15 protein-coding genes are annotated in these 14,237 nt (G+C 68.7%); 8 read left to right on the top strand and 7 right to left on the bottom strand.

Annotation, left to right across the window (positions count from 1 at the left end):
• Position 1: 1 nt before the first annotated feature.
• From OHA10_RS00260 to OHA10_RS00250, 3 genes are read left to right on the top strand one after another with little or no spacing between them, the layout of a single operon-like run.
• Positions 2 to 1,222 carry an RNA polymerase sigma factor gene (locus tag OHA10_RS00260; protein WP_371404111.1) on the top strand — a complete coding sequence of 407 codons (1,221 nt, stop codon included), beginning with the start codon at positions 2 to 4 and terminating at the stop codon, positions 1,220 to 1,222.
• A gap of 5 nt (positions 1,223 to 1,227) precedes the next feature.
• Positions 1,228 to 1,668, top strand: a complete 441-nt coding sequence (locus tag OHA10_RS00255) for an oxidoreductase (RefSeq protein WP_371404110.1) — start codon at positions 1,228 to 1,230, stop codon at positions 1,666 to 1,668.
• A complete protein-coding gene (locus OHA10_RS00250; RefSeq protein ID WP_371404109.1) occupies positions 1,665 to 2,459 on the top strand; it encodes a trans-aconitate 2-methyltransferase in 795 nt (264 codons plus the stop codon). Before OHA10_RS00255 ends, OHA10_RS00250 begins: the two co-directional genes overlap by 4 nt.
• Here the strand turns inward: OHA10_RS00250 and OHA10_RS00245 are convergent.
• Together OHA10_RS00245 and OHA10_RS00240 are read right to left on the bottom strand one after the other, a co-directional pair.
• Entirely contained in the window at positions 2,413 to 3,084 is a 672-nt protein-coding gene (locus OHA10_RS00245) for a uridine kinase (protein WP_371404108.1), read from the bottom strand. The genes OHA10_RS00250 and OHA10_RS00245 overlap by 47 nt on opposite strands.
• Positions 3,071 to 3,562 (bottom strand): hypothetical protein, encoded by a 492-nt coding sequence (locus OHA10_RS00240; RefSeq protein WP_371404107.1) that lies wholly within the window; start codon positions 3,560 to 3,562, stop codon positions 3,071 to 3,073. The genes OHA10_RS00245 and OHA10_RS00240 overlap by 14 nt, the downstream gene beginning before the upstream one ends.
• A 185-nt stretch (positions 3,563 to 3,747) precedes the next feature.
• Here OHA10_RS00240 and OHA10_RS00235 point away from each other — a divergent pair, with 185 nt between their 5' ends.
• Positions 3,748 to 4,251, top strand: a complete 504-nt coding sequence (locus tag OHA10_RS00235; RefSeq protein ID WP_371404106.1) for an SseB family protein — start codon at positions 3,748 to 3,750, stop codon at positions 4,249 to 4,251.
• Here OHA10_RS00235 and OHA10_RS00230 read toward each other — a convergent pair.
• From OHA10_RS00230 to OHA10_RS00220, 3 genes are read right to left on the bottom strand one after another with little or no spacing between them, the layout of a single operon-like run.
• Positions 4,237 to 6,774: an FtsX-like permease family protein gene (locus OHA10_RS00230; protein WP_371404105.1), complete on the bottom strand. Its 2,538-nt coding sequence runs from the start codon at positions 6,772 to 6,774 to the stop codon at positions 4,237 to 4,239. The genes OHA10_RS00235 and OHA10_RS00230 overlap by 15 nt on opposite strands.
• Position 6,775: 1 nt before the next feature.
• Positions 6,776 to 7,519 (bottom strand): ABC transporter ATP-binding protein, encoded by a 744-nt coding sequence (locus OHA10_RS00225; RefSeq protein ID WP_371404104.1) that lies wholly within the window; start codon positions 7,517 to 7,519, stop codon positions 6,776 to 6,778.
• Complete coding sequence (locus OHA10_RS00220; protein WP_137257965.1) at positions 7,516 to 7,941, bottom strand: DUF1707 domain-containing protein; 426 nt, start codon at positions 7,939 to 7,941, stop codon at positions 7,516 to 7,518. The genes OHA10_RS00225 and OHA10_RS00220 overlap by 4 nt, the downstream gene beginning before the upstream one ends.
• Before the next feature lie 140 nt (positions 7,942 to 8,081).
• Here OHA10_RS00220 and OHA10_RS00215 point away from each other — a divergent pair, with 140 nt between their 5' ends.
• Positions 8,082 to 8,795 (top strand): TetR/AcrR family transcriptional regulator, encoded by a 714-nt coding sequence (locus OHA10_RS00215; protein WP_371404103.1) that lies wholly within the window; start codon positions 8,082 to 8,084, stop codon positions 8,793 to 8,795.
• Between the two features lie 5 nt (positions 8,796 to 8,800).
• Here OHA10_RS00215 and OHA10_RS00210 read toward each other — a convergent pair whose 3' ends face one another.
• Both OHA10_RS00210 and OHA10_RS00205 read right to left on the bottom strand, forming a co-directional pair.
• Positions 8,801 to 9,961 carry a glycosyl hydrolase gene (locus OHA10_RS00210; protein WP_371404102.1) on the bottom strand — a complete coding sequence of 387 codons (1,161 nt, stop codon included), beginning with the start codon at positions 9,959 to 9,961 and terminating at the stop codon, positions 8,801 to 8,803.
• A 39-nt stretch (positions 9,962 to 10,000) separates the two neighbouring features.
• Positions 10,001 to 11,017 carry a LacI family DNA-binding transcriptional regulator gene (locus OHA10_RS00205; RefSeq protein ID WP_371404101.1) on the bottom strand — a complete coding sequence of 339 codons (1,017 nt, stop codon included), beginning with the start codon at positions 11,015 to 11,017 and terminating at the stop codon, positions 10,001 to 10,003.
• Positions 11,018 to 11,102: 85 nt separating this feature from the next.
• Between OHA10_RS00205 and OHA10_RS00200 the strand changes: the two genes are divergently transcribed.
• Genes OHA10_RS00200 through OHA10_RS00190 form a run of 3 tightly spaced genes read left to right on the top strand, consistent with a single transcriptional unit; the run spans position 11,103 to position 14,184 of the window.
• Complete coding sequence (locus OHA10_RS00200) at positions 11,103 to 12,395, top strand: ABC transporter substrate-binding protein (RefSeq protein ID WP_371404100.1); 1,293 nt, start codon at positions 11,103 to 11,105, stop codon at positions 12,393 to 12,395.
• Positions 12,395 to 13,273, top strand: a complete 879-nt coding sequence (locus OHA10_RS00195; protein ID WP_130439425.1) for a carbohydrate ABC transporter permease — start codon at positions 12,395 to 12,397, stop codon at positions 13,271 to 13,273. Before OHA10_RS00200 ends, OHA10_RS00195 begins: the two co-directional genes overlap by 1 nt.
• The gene (locus tag OHA10_RS00190) at positions 13,270 to 14,184 is read left to right on the top strand and encodes a carbohydrate ABC transporter permease (protein ID WP_371404099.1); all 915 of its coding nucleotides are present in this window, start codon (positions 13,270 to 13,272) and stop codon (positions 14,182 to 14,184) included. The genes OHA10_RS00195 and OHA10_RS00190 overlap by 4 nt, the downstream gene beginning before the upstream one ends.
• The last annotated feature ends 53 nt before the right edge of the window (positions 14,185 to 14,237 follow it).

The following is a 14,237-nucleotide window of genomic DNA, read 5'->3' as shown; positions in this document are numbered from 1 at the left end:
GATGGACCAGGTCGAGGCAGTCTTCCGGGAGGAGCGTGGCCGGCTGCTGGCCGCGCTCGCCCGGCGGTTCGGGGACCTCGACCTGGCCGAGGAGGTCACCTCGGAGGCGATCGAGGCGGCGCTGGTGCGCTGGCCGGTCGACGGCGTACCGCCGAACCCGGGCGGCTGGCTGATGACGACAGCCCGGCGGAAGGCGGTCGACCGGCTCCGGCGCGATCAGGTGTACGCCGCGAAGCTCGCCGTACTGCAGGTCGACATGGACCGGGCAGCGCCGCAGGCGACCGGTGACGAACTGCCGGACGACCGGTTGCAGCTGTTCTTCACCTGCACGCACCCCGCGCTCGCGGCCGAGGACCGGGGTGCGCTGACGCTGCGATGCCTGGCCGGGCTGACGACGCCTGAGGTCGCGCGGGCGTTCCTGGTCCCGACCGCGACGATGGCGAAACGGATCGTCCGGGCGAAGCAGAAGATCCGCGACGCCCGGATCCCGTTCCGCGTTCCCGGTCCGGACGAGCTGCCGGAGCGGCTGCCCGGCGTACTGCAGGTCGTCTACTCGGTCTTCACCGAGGGGTACGCCGCCAGCTCGGGACCGTACCTGCAGCGCCTCGACCTCGCCGAGGAGGCGATTCGGCTGGCTCGGATCCTGCATCGGCTGCTTCCCGCCGAGCGCGAGGTGACCGGCCTGCTCGCTCTGATGCTGCTCGTCCACGCCCGGCGCGACGCGCGCACCGGGGCAGACGGATCCTTGGTCCTGCTCGAGGATCAGGATCGCGGTCGCTGGGACCACGAGCTGATCGCCGAAGGCCGCGACCTGGTTGTCACCGCGCTCACCGGCGGAGCCGGACCGTACGCCGTCCAGGCCGCGATCGCCGCGCTCCACGACGAGGCGGCCGACTTCGCGGACACCGATTGGGCGCAGATCGTCGCGCTGTACGACGTACTGCTGGAACTCGATCCGTCGCCCGTGGTCGCGCTCAACCGGGCGGCCGCGATCGCGATGCGCGACGGTGCCGAGGCCGGACTCGCCCTGCTCGAAGAGCTGGCCGACGAACCACGGCTGCGCGATTACCACCCGTTCGCTCTCGCCCGCGCCGATCTGCTGCACCGCCTCGGACGCTTGCCCGAGGCAACCGCGGCGTACGAACGCGCCCTCCGGCTGGCCGGGTCCGAACCCGAGCGGGCGCACGCACGTGACCGGATCGCGTCGATGGAGCAGACTTGAGCGCCATGGAGACCGTTTACGAAGCGGCGGGTGGGTCCGAGGGCATGCTGCGGCTGGCGCAGGCCTGGCACGAGCGCGTGATGGCCGATCCGGTCGTCAGCCACGCGTTCCACGGCGAGGTCGAGCCTGATCACATCGAGCGGCTCGCGGCGTACTGGGCCGAGGCGCTCGGCGGGCCGGAGGGCTACACCGGCGTGTACGGCGACGAGGCGTACGTCGAGCGGCGGCACAGCGGCAACGGCGAACACGACGAGATGAACCGGCTCGCGATCGAACGCTTCGACGAGGCGATGACCGACGTCGGGCTGGCCGATCCGAGGCTCCGGCAGGTCCTGCACGACTACTTCGCCTGGGCGACGTTCACCACGATGTACCACCACAACACCGAAGACATCGCCGACGACCTGACCATCCCACGCTGGTCCTGGGACGGCCTCCAGACGTGACGGACCGCCTCTCGAGGCTGGCCCGCAGCTGGGACGAGGCAGCCGAGGGCTACGAGCAGTACTTCGTCCCACGCTTCGCGCCGTGGGTGCAGGCTGCCGTCGACGCTCTGCATACCATACCGTTTGGTACGGTCCTCGTCCCCTGCTGCGGGACGTTCCCCGAGCTCGAGCTGCTTGTTCCGCGGTTCCCGGAGCGGCGGATCGTCGGGATCGACCTTTCTGCCGAGATGGTCCGCCTGGCCGGCCTCCGCGCTGCCGGACATCCGCTGGTCGAGCTGGTTCAGGGCGACGCCGCCACCCTCGATCCGGCCTGGTCCGCGGCCGCGGTCGTCTCCGTCTTCGGACTCCAGCAGCTGCCCGATCCCGCGGCCGCGATCCGCTCCTGGTACGACGTGCTTCGCCCTGGCGGCCGGCTGTGTGTCGTTTACTGGCCCGAGTTCGCCGAGGAGACGGGACCTTTCGCGCTCCTCGACGAGGTGATCGAAGGGCGGCGCGATCGCTCCTGGGAGGACGCGCTGATCCCGGCGCTCGACGGCGCCGTCGTGGAGCGGGACGAGCTGGTGTCGTACCGGATGGTGCATCTCGACGCGGCGGCGTACTTCGATGCGGCCGACCGCTCGGGGCCGTTGCGGGCCACGGCCTTGGCGCGTGGCGACGAGTACATCGCGGAGCTGCGGGCGAGCTACCTGGCGAAGGCTCCCGCGGGCGAGTGGGTCCACCATCCGCGGGCGCGGTTGATCTCCGCTACGAAGCCGCCGAGTCGTGCGGAGGCAGCGCCACCGACTTCGTGACGAGTTCCACCGCGGGGTCGAACGGCACAGCCGGGTCGCCGTCGACGATGACGTGGGCGCGCGAGCGGGTGGCCTGTTCGGCGAAATGGTCGCGCTCCCAGCGCATCCATTCGAGCCAGTGGTCGCGGAGAGCCTCGCCGTCGCGTTCGATGCCGCGCTCGAGGCGGACCTCGTTCGACGTCTCGACCCACAGCCGCAGCGACTGCCAGTGCGCCGCGTCCCGGTCGCAGGCGGTCACGCCTTCGACGATCAGCAGGTCCACGGTGTTCGGTACGACGTGCAGCTCGGCGTACGCGCCGACGTACCAGTCGTAGCGGCGGTAGCGGCCCTCGCGGCCGTCGGCGAGGCGTTGCAGCACGTGGTCGCGGAGCAGACCGAATCCACGCTCGGCTCCGGTCCAGCCGTCGTACAGGTCATCCATGTGGATGACATACGTGTTCAGGTCGCGAGCTTCGGCCCGGGCCTGCAGATGGGCGGCGACAGTCGTCTTGCCGGAGCCGGCGGGGCCGTCGATACCGATCAGCCGGGTGCTGCCGAGGCCTGCCGGTCCGGCCAGAACGTTGTCCAGCAGCAGGTCGATGGTCAGGGGCGAGCCGTGGTCAGCGGCTTTCTCAGTTGATTCCATGGCGCTTCAGAATGTCCTCGATCTCGTCGAACTCCGACGAATCCTGCTGCTTCGCCTTCCCCTTTGACGGCTTGGCAGCTTTGGCGGTGGTGGCCGACGCGGGCGCGGGGCCCGTCGTGGTCAACTCACCCGCAGGCGAGGCGGGCTTCTTCTTCTCGGCCTTCTGGTTCCCTCCACGACCCCGGGCCACACCTGACACGACGTACAGCACCACCGAGACGCCGAACAGCGCGACCCCGGCCCAGACGGTCGGCGAGAAGATCAGGTGGGTGACCCAGCTCACGGCTGAGCGGACCACGTCCCAGACCAGCTCCAGCAGACCGGTCAGGTACAGCGAGACCGGCAGCAGAGACCAGGCCACGCCGCGGGTGCCGGCTGCCACCCCGCGTCGCCGCCAGGCGAACCACGAGCCGATCAGACCGAGCAGCGTGAGGCCTACGCAGAACGGCAGCAGCGTCAAATCGTTGAAGTCAGGCACATACCCAGGCTCGCACAGTCACGCCCGGAACCAAGAGGGGAAGAGCCCTGACGCACCCCTGAATCCGGACCTCCGTCACTGATCAACCTCCAGCTCGGCCGCCGGCCGGTATCGGTGAGCGTGGCACGCGGCGGTCCGGTGGGGTTGGTGAGTGGCGGAAGTCCGGGGCCGGGGAGAATGCAGGCATGCAACCAGAGCGCCGCTTGGCCTTCACCGGGTTCGACAACGACGACGGTACGGCGGACCCCGCGCTCGCGGCCGCGCTCGCTCAGGGTGACGAGGGCGCGGTGCTGGCGGCGCTGGCAGGACCGACCGGGGCGCGGCTGCTGGTGCCGGTGGTGGCGATGCTCGGCGAGGTCGAGTACGACGAGAACGGGCTGGCGCACGACAAGACCTCGGACATGGCCGTCGCGCTGCTCCAGGGCCAGGACGGGCGGAACGCGCTGCTCGCGTTCACCGGCACCGAGAGCCTGGCCCGGTGGAGCCCGGAAGCGCGCCCGATGCCGGCCCAGGCGCAGCTGGTGGCGACCGCGGCGATCCAGGAGGGCGCGGCCGCGATCGTAGTCGACATCGCCGGCCCGGCCACGGGCGTGATCGAGACCGACGACGTGCGCCGGTTGGCCGCCGGCCTCCAGGTGGTTCGCCTGGAAGACGGCGGCTACGGGTGGATCGAATCAGCCGACGGGTGAGCTGAGCGCGTCCATCGGCTTGGCGCGCATCGCGATACGACCGGTGATCGCGGTGGTCGGGAGGACCAGCAGGAGGACGACCGCGATCCACGCGGCCAGCACCCACGCCGGGCCGGACGGGATCGGCCCGCCGCGGGTCGCCAGCGCGATCGGCAGTACGGTGAACGCCGCGGTGATCAGCCCGCTCACCAGCCCGAGCGCCGCGATCAACAGACCTTCGAGGCCGAGCATTCGTGACACCTCGCGGCGGGTGGATCCGGTTAGGCGCTGCAGTCCGAATTCCCGGCGCCGGTCGAGTACGGCGACCGCGATCGTGTTGACCGAGGCGATCGCGGTGTAGGCGACTGCGATCGCGGCCAGTAGGTATCCGATCCAGGCGTCCACGCCGAGACCGGTGTCCAGCCCGTCGGCGAGCAGTTCGCGGCCGCCCATCGTCGTACCGGGCCATTTCGACAGGTCCAGGTGGAGCTTGTCGGTGGTCTTCAGCACCAGCTGACTCGGCAGGCCGGTCGTGGTGTGGGCGGCGAGGAGTTGTGCGGGGAGCAGCAGAGATTGGTAGCCGGACGGGCCTTCTGCCAGTGCTACTACCTTCACCTTGACGAGAGCGTCGTCGCCCAGGCGCAGTCCGATCTCGGATCCGACGTCGACCTTGAGCTTCTTCGCCGTACCCGGTGGCAGCGCGACTGTGTTGCCGGTCAGGTCGTCGAGCGAACCCTTGGTCACCTTGTCCTTGTAGATCGGGCCGCTGAGGCCGAGGAGGGGCCAGGCGTCGCTGGTGTGGGAGGTGTCGTACGGCTCCTCGATCCAGCCCTTGCTGCGGACGAGTTCGGACGACGCTGCGACGCCGGGGAGTTCGCTCGCGGCCTTGGTGAGGGATGCGGGGATGCCGCCGGTGATGACGACGTCGCCGGCAAGGTTGCTGGTGAAGGCTTCCACGGCCGCCTTCTGCTGCGTGGTCTGCGAGTAGATGTTGCCGACGGCAATCGCTGTGGCGATCGTGATCGGGATCAGGATCGCGCCGAACTGCACCGCGCGGACGCGGAGGTTGATCACCGCGAGAACTCCGCTCGTGCCGCGCTTCTCCACGAGTCGGGTGATGCGGGGGACGAGCGCACGCTGGATGACGAGCGGGGCGAGGATCGCGACCGCGATCGAACCGGTCAGACCGGCGGGGCCGCCGATCGCGGCGGCGTTGGCCGGACCCATGAACGGGGTGGACAGGGCGATCGCCACCGTGGCGCCGGCGAAGACCAGGCCGATGATCACGCGGATGCGGCTGAGGGCCACGTTCGGTACGGCAGCCTCCGCGAGGGCCTGGATCGGGCGGATCCGGGCGGCGCGGCCGGCGGCGAATCCGACGGTGAGTCGCAGTACTGGGAACGTCAGGATGGCTGCGCCGGCGAAGGGGAGCGGGCCTTGGTCGTACCGGAGTTGGGGAGGAACGATCCCGCCGTCGGCGAGCATGCCGAAGATCCAGTTGCCCACGAACCGGCCGCACAGGAGGCCGATTGCCAGCCCGATGAGGCCGACCAGCATGGTCTCGGCGATCACCATCTTGCCGACCTGCCGCGGTGTCGCACCACTTGCCCGCAGCAACGCCAGCTCACGACGACGCTGGCGCACCGACAGCCCGATCGTCGCCGACACCACGAGCGCCATCACCACAGCCACCATCCCACCGAAGACGCCGGACATGATGATCAACGGCAGACTCGTAGCAATCCCTTGGTACTCCGCTACACCGCGGTCGTCGCCGGTGTAGGCCTTCACGCCTTGCGGCAGTTGCAGCCGCTTCGTCAGGTCCCGAACCGACGTACCGTCCTCCGGGAACACACCGATCGCGTCCACGCCGGCCGGCACATCTGCATCCGCAAAGAACACCGCCGGCACATCAACCCGGTGCTGAGCCCTCGCAACCCCAGCCAGCACGACCGTCCGAGGCTCCCCACCCACAACCACCGTCACCCGATCCCCAGGCTTGGCAGAACCAACCAGCCGCTCATCCAACACAACCTGCCCACCCAGCGGCGCTCTCCCAGCAGTCAAGTCGTACGGCGTCAGTCCCGCAGAGCTCCACGCGTGGCCCGCAAGCGCTCGGACACCGCCTTCGCCGGGCGCAACTGCTCCGGGGGAGTTGCTCGCACCGGCGGTGCTGCTCGCGCTCGGCGTGCCCGCCTCGGAGGAGTTGCCGGTGGCGTCGGTGACTGCTGCGGGGAATGACCTGTCGGCGATCGCTTTTGACACGCCTGGGGCGCTGGCGAGCTTGGCGACCAGCCCCGCGTCTACGCGGTGGCGTTCTGGGAAGGCGGCGGAGCCGCTGCCGTTGGGGGGATGGTAGGCGGGGTCGCCTGAGACGACGACGGGGGCGGCGGACAGGCGTTGGGGTGGGGCGTTGAGGCGGAGGCCGGTTTCGAGGAGACCGCCGGCCGCGGCCAGGAGTGCCCCGCCGAGGAGGACTGCGACGAAGATCGCGAGGAAGGCGGCGGTGCGGTAGCGCAGGGTGGTGACGGCGAGCCGGAACATGTCAGATCTCCGTGGGTGAGAAGCGGCCGGCGCTCAGCTGGGCGAGTTCCGCGGCGACGGTCTCGGCGGTGGGGTGGGCGGTTTCGGACACGATCCGGCCGTCGACGAGGAAGACCACGCGGTCGGCGTACGACGCGGCGACCGGATCATGGGTGACCATCACGATCGTCTGACCGAGTTCGCGGGACTGATCGCGAAGCAGTGTCAGCACCTCGAGCGCGGTGGTCGTGTCGAGCGCCCCGGTCGGCTCGTCCGCGAACGTGATCGCCGTACGTCCGGCCAACGCCCGCGCGATCGCGACCCGCTGCTGCTGACCACCGGACAACTCACTCGGCCTGTGCTTCATCCGCGCCTCGAGCCCGACCCGCCGGATGACCTCGGTCACCCATGCGTTATCCGGCGACTTCCCGGCGAGCGTCAACGGCAGTACGACGTTCTGCCGCACCGTCAGCGCAGGCATCAGATTGAAAGACTGGAAGACGAAGGCAACGGAGTCCCGCCGCAGTTCCGTCAGCGCGGTCTCGTCCAGACCGTGCAGCGACCGCCCGGCCAGCTCGACCTCACCGGACGTCGGCACATCAAGCCCGGCCGCGCAGTGCAGCAGCGTGCTCTTGCCAGACCCCGACGGCCCCATCACCGCAGTGAAAGTGCCGGTCTCGAAGCCGTAGGTGACACCGGCCAGCGCTTCGACCGCGCCGGGCCCGGTGCCGTACACCTTCCGGACGTCGGTCAGCTGGACGCTCACGGCGCGACCAGCACGTCGGACTTGCGGTGGTAGGACTCGTTCGTCCACCACAGGATCGCGACGACCGCGCCGAGACCGAGGTCCGACCAGAGCCACCACGGTCCGTCGAAGTGACCGAACATCGCCAGCGCCACCCAGATCACGAACTGCACGACGCAAGTCACCAACCACACGCCGGTGAACGCCCGCAGCGCCGTGGTCAGCCCACGAGGCGGAGTCGCGTCGGGGACGCCGGCCATGATCTTGCGGAGCTCGCCGCGCGTCTCGGCGGTGAGCAGTTGCAACTGCCGCTCGCTGGCCTGTGAGGGAGCGAGGGCGGCCTGCCGTACGGCGCTGTCGAGCTTGGCGACCGCAGCGCGGCGGTCGGCGTCGGTCAGCTTGATCTGGTCGGGCGTCAGGAGCGGTTCGAGCAGCGTGTACATGATCTGGGTTCCTTTCCGGAGGTTCGATGTGAAAAAGCGTATGGGTTGAACAGTTTCGTCCGCCCGGTGCTCAGGACCCGTTTCGAGGGTGGTGCTAGCACCCCTGTCACACCCCGGCGGGCGTGCGTCAGGATGGAGACATGACCGAGGACCGCGGGGAGCTGCCGCCGGGGCTCGCCCTGTCCTGGGGTGTGCTGCCGGTGCAGCGGCGCGGGCCGAAGCCGGCGCTGTCGGTCGAGCAGATCGTCGCGACCGGTATCGAGTTCGGTGACCGGGACGGGTTCGAGGCGATCTCGCTGCAGCGGATCGCGGCGCACCTCGGCGTCACCACGAACGCGATGTACCGCTACGTCCGGTCCAAGGAAGAGCTGATCGTGCTCGTGCACGAGAAGGCGGTCGGCCTGCCGCCCGAGCTACCGCAGGGCTGGCGTCCGGCCGCGATCGCGTGGGTCGACGCGCAGTTGAAGATGTACGCCGACCGCCCGTGGCTGCTCGACGTACCGATCCGCGGCGCGCCCGTCACGCCCAACCTGCTCCGCTGGGTCGAGGCGATGCTGCAGGCGCTGGCCGAGACCGGGCTCAGCCAGCACGACAACCTCGGCTGCCTGATGCTGCTGGACGGCTACGCCCGCAACTACGCGAGCCTCGCCCGGCAGCTCGGCTCGAGCGACAACACGCCGGTCCAGGCCGAGCAGGTCGGCCGCTTCCTGGTCCCTCGCCTGATCGAGGGCGACTACCCGATCCTGACCTCGATGTACACGAACCAGGAGTACGAGGACGGCCTCGACGACGACCTCGACTTCGGCCTGGCAAGAATCCTCGACGGCATCGAAGTACTGATCGCCAAGCGGTAGCGCGGTCAGGGCAGGATGATCCGCACCGGGCCGGCCGTGCGGGCCTCGACCCAGTGGAGGTGGAATTCGCTGCCGGGGGCAACTTCCGGGCGACGCTGCGGCTCGGTGCGGAGGTTGACCGGCGCGGTCAGCGTTGTAGCAGCCGGCACGGGCGGTACGCCGTTCGCCTTGACGTCGGCGATCACGTCGGCGAGGGCTTGCGCCGCAGGCTTGCGCTCGTGGTCGACGGTGAACAGACCCAGGTCGTACTCGCGGTCCGGGAAGTCGACGAGGCTGCGGTCGATATCGTGCGACGACCACCACGTCACGCCGTACAGCGCCGGGTTCGGCAGCACGATTTCGACCGTACGGCGGGTGAACTCGGCCTGCAGGTCGGTGGGGATGTCCGGCCCGGGTACGCCGACCTCCTGCAGCCAGACGGGTCGCGCGGGGTCGAGTGCGGTGGCGCGAGCCAGCTCGACCAGGTAGTCGGCGTGGGTGAGCGTGGCCGGTCCGAGGGGACCGTCCACTCGTGAGACCCCGTTGAAAACCCACGAGTGGACAGTGCTCAGGTCACCCAGATCCACGGCGTCAACGGGGTGGAACGGGTGGTCGGCCTTGTACCAGGCGTCGTCGAACACGGAGTGCAAAGCGAGCACCTCCGGCGCCGCCTTCTTCAGTGTGGCCAGCAGATCCTGCGCCCAGCTGGTTGATGCATCCGGTGTGGTCGGGCTGTCCGGCCAGAGGTTGTTGACCTCGTTCCCGATTGTGATTGCGAAGACGTTCGGCTTCGTCGCGACCGCGCGCGCCACGGTGTCGACGTACGCCGTGAGGCCGTCGCGGACCGTCGGATCCTCGAACAGGCTGCTCCTGTGCCAGGTCAGCACCCACGACGGGAGGAAGTCGAAGCTGGACAGGTGTCCCTGGACCAGGTCGACCGCGACGGTCAGCCCGTGCTCCGCGGCGGCGTCGATCGTGTCGAGCAGGTCGGCGATCGCGCGCTTGCGGATGATCGCCCGGTTCGGCTGGATCCACGGCCAGACCGGGAACACCCGGACATGGTCCAGCCCGATCGCGGCCAGGTCGGCGAAGTCCCGCCGTACCGCGGCGCCGTCGTAGTCCAGCCAGCTGTAGAACCAGCCGCTGGAGGGGACGTAGTTGGCACCGAACCGGGGGACCGAAGGCATGATGAGGATGCTAAATCGGTTTAGGCGCGAAGGGCAACATCACGCCGGGGGAGCGGTCGACTCGCGGACCGTCAGGACCGGGTCGGCGGTGCGCCGGTTGATCACCTGGGCGGGGTCGGCGATGGTCTCGAGGAGCACCTCGGCGGCCTGGCGACCGAAGTCGAAGGTGTCGCGGGACAGGGCCGTCAGGGCCGGGTGCATGAGCTGGGTGAGGATCGAGTCGTCGAAGGCGACGATCGAGAGGTCGCCGGGCACCGAGACGCCCATCTCCATCGCGACGCCGAGGCCGGCGACTGCCATCACGTCGCTGTCGTAGACGATCGCCGTCGGCCGCACGGGCTGGGAGAGCAGCTTGCGCGTGATCGCGGCGCCCTCCGCGTCGCTGAAGTCCGTGGTCAGGGACGGCGCATCCACCAGGCCCAGACGGGGAGCCGCGTCACGGACGGCGCGGATCCGGCGCTGGGTGTGCTGGAAGTTCGGCGTACCGGCGACGTGGGCGATCCGGCGGTGGCCGAGCGCGGCCAGGTACTCCACGATCGACAGCATCGCGTCGCGGTCGTCCGCCCAGACCGAGGCCAGCGCGCCTTTGCCGCCGCGGCCTCCGATCACCACGGCGGGCAGCTCGAGCGCCTTCAGCTCGTCGACCCGCGGGTCCTTGACGGTCAGGTCGACCAGGATCACGCCGTCGACGCGGTGCTCCGAGGCCCACCGCCGGTACACCTCGATCTCGGCCGCGGTGTCCTCGACGATCAGCAGCTGCAGCGAGATCGACTCCGCCGACAGGCCGGACTGCACGCCGGACAACAGGTGCGCGAAGAACGGCTCGACACCCAGCGTCCGGGCCGGCCGCGCGATCACCATCCCGACCGAGTCGACCCGCGACGCCCCGAGCGCCCGCGCCGCGCTGTGCGGCCGCCAGCTCATCTGCTCGGCGATCTTCAGGATCCGCTCCCGGGTCGCGTCGCTGACACCGGGCCGCCCGTTCAGCGCGAACGACACCGCGCCCTTGGACACCCCCGCCCTGGTCGCAATATCCGCGATCGTCGGTCTGGCCACGTGATCCTCCCTCACCCTTGACAGCGGATTCTACGATCCCCGATAGTGCAGGAGCTATACCGGTTTATCAAACCCAGGAGATTCCATGCGTAGACGCCGTCTGGCGCCGGTGGCCGCCCTTGCCGCCGCCGCTCTCACTCTCGCAGGTTGCGGCCTCGGATCCGGGGACTCCGGCAGCGGTGGCGCCAAGCCGACCGTCGACGCGAACGCGCAGGTGACCGGTGAGGTCAGCTTCCAGACGTGGGCGCTGAAGCCGAAGTTCACGTCGTACGTCGAGGGTGTGATCAAGGCCTTCGAGGCGAAGTACCCGGGCACGCACGTGACCTGGCTCGACCAGCCCGGCGACGGCTACGACAAGAAGGTGCTGAGCCAGGCGTCGGCCGGTCAGCTGCCCGACGTCACCAACCTGCCGCCGGACTTCGCGCTCAGCCTGGCCAAGCAGAACATGCTGCTCGACGTCGGTGCGGCCGACCCGAAGATCAAGGACGAGTACGTCGAGGGCGGGGTGCAGGCGTACCAGTACCAGGGGATGACCGGCACGTTCGGCTACCCGTGGTACCTGAACACCGACATCGACTACTGGAACGCGACCAAGTTCGCCGCGGCCGGCCTGGACGTGAAGAACCCGCCGAAGACCTTCGACGAGCTGCTCGCGGCCGCGAAGACGATGCACGACAAGACCGGCGGCAAGGAGTACCTGATGTCGCGGCTGCCCGGCATCGGCGACTTCACCAACGCCGGAGTCAAGATCCTGTCCGACGACGGCAAGAAGTTCGTCTTCAACACCCCTGAGGCGGCCGCGCTGCTGGACAAGTACCGCGACGCCTACAAGGCCGGCTACATGCCGCGGGATATCCTGACCAACGAGTACCTGGGCAACTCCAAGCTCTTCACCCAGGGCAAGGTCGCCTGGACCACCGGCGGCGGTAACGCGATCCAGGACTTCCAGAAGGACAACCCGTCGCTGAAGGGCAAGGTCGTCCCGTCGCCCGCGCTCGACACCCCGCCGCTGTACGTGCAGGGGCTGTCGGTGTCGGCCAAGACCAAGAACCAGGCCGCGGCGATCGCGCTCGCGCGGTTCGTCACCAACGCCGAGAACCAGGCCGCGTTCGCGAAGATCGTGAACATCTTCCCGTCCACCAAGGCCTCCGCCCAGGACCCGTACTTCTCGAAGTCCGACGGCACGCCGGAGAGTGACGCGAAGGTGCTCGCGTTCCAGTCGCTGGCCAAGGCAAAGAACCTGCAGCCGCCGGTGATCAGCGGCGCGACCAACGACTTCATCGGGCAGCAGATCTCGCTGGCGATCTCCGGCAAGATCACGTCCCAGGCAGCCCTCGACGCCGCGGTGGCCAAGGCCAACCAGCTGCTCACGCAGTAATGCGGTATCACCGTTGGTTCACCCCGTGGGTGCTGGTGATCCCAGCACTCGCGTGGTTGCTCGTGTTCAACCTGTGGCCGTCGATCAACACCGTCATCCTGTCGTTCACGAACGCCAGGCCGATCGGCGGCGGCCACTTCGTCGGCCTGAAGAACTTCGAGGCCCTGCTGCACGACGAGCAGTTGCGGTGGGCGCTGCTGAACAGCGTCATCTACATGGTCGTCTGCCTCCCGTTCCTCACGGTCCTGCCGCTGCTGCTCGCCGTACTCGTCGAGAAGAAGCTGCCCGGCATCACGTTCTTCCGTACTGCGTTCTACACGCCGGTGGTGGCGTCCGCGGTCGTGGTGGCGCTGATCTGGCAGTGGATCCTCGACGATCGCGGTCTGGTCAACGGGATGGCCGAGAAGCTGGGGTTCATCTCCGGTCCGTTGCCGTTCCTGTCCGACCAGTGGCTGTTGTTGCTGAGTGCAATCAGTCTGACGATCTGGAAGGGGCTCGGGTACTACATGATCATCTACCTGGCCGCCCTCGGGAACGTCGGACGGGAGTTGCACGAGGCGGCCGCGGTCGACGGCGCCGGTCCGTTCCGGCGATTCGTGCACATCACGATCCCCGGCGTACGCGGGACGATGATCCTGATCTCGATCCTGATCTCGGTATCGGCGCTGCGGGTGTTCTCGGAGCTGTTCATCCTCAGCGGCGGCAAGGGCGGTCCGGGTGGGCGGGACAACTCGGTGGTGATGCTGATCCAGCAGTACAGCCAGGGTTTCGAGGGCAACCTCGGGTACGCGTCGGCGTTGTCGATCGTGCTGTTCTTCGTCACCGTCGTACCGATGCTGGTCCTGGCTCGCCTGAACCGCAGAGGAGCTGAAGCATGACGACTGTGACCGATCCGGTGCGTCCGGCCGATGTCTCGGAGGCCCCGCGTCCTGCTGGTCGTCGGCGGGGATCATTCGGCTTCAACACGGTGTCGCCGCGCGAGAAGGTCGTGCGCTACCTGCTGCTGGCGTTCGTGCTGCTGATCACGATCGGGCCGTTCCTGTGGCAGTTGTCGACGTCGCTGAAGGGATCCGGGGAGGACATCTACACCCGGATCCCGCGGCTGCTGCCGTCCCAGCCGACGTTCGCCCACTACAAAGAGGTCACCGACACGATCCCGGTCTGGGACTACGCGCGGAACTCGCTCGTGGTCGCCGTACTGGTTGTCGGTGGCAACGTCATCGGCGCGTCGCTGGCCGGGTTCGCGATCTCGCGGTTGCAGTTCCGCGGGCGGCGCATCGTGCTCGGGTTGTTCCTGGCCACGTTGGTCCTGCCGGGTGAGGTGACGATCATCTCGCAGTACGTGACGGTGCGGGAGTTCGGGCTGGCGAACACGCTGTTCGGCGTCGCGTTGCCCGGCATGATCGGGGCGTTGAACGTTCTTCTCATGTACAACGCTTTTCGCGCCTTGCCGCTCGAGGTCGACCAGGCCGCGATCGTCGACGGCGCGAACGCCTGGCAACGTTTCGTGTACGTCGGTCTGCCGTCGGTCCGCGGGACGATCAGCGTGATCGCGATCTTCGCGTTCATCGGCGCCTGGGACGACTTCCTCTGGCCGCTGATCGTGCTCACCGACCCGAACAAGTACACCCTGACCGTCGGCCTGCAGTACCTGTCCGGCACCTTCAGCAACAACCCCCGCCTGATCGCCGCCGGCACGATGATCGCCTTCATCCCCATCGTCATAGTCTTCGCCACCCTCCAACGGTTCTTCTTCAAAGGCGTCGAAGAAGGAGCCGTCAAGGGTTAGTCCCCGCGGAACAGCAGAGCGCCGGCTCCGATCCTGGCGGGGGAGGAGCCGGC

Origin of the sequence: Kribbella sp. NBC_00662 (assembly GCF_041430295.1) — a bacterium.
Lineage (GTDB): Bacteria > Actinomycetota > Actinomycetes > Propionibacteriales > Kribbellaceae > Kribbella.
The sequence above is the reverse complement of the archived record's forward strand: the minus strand, read 5'-3'. Positions and strand labels throughout refer to the sequence as shown.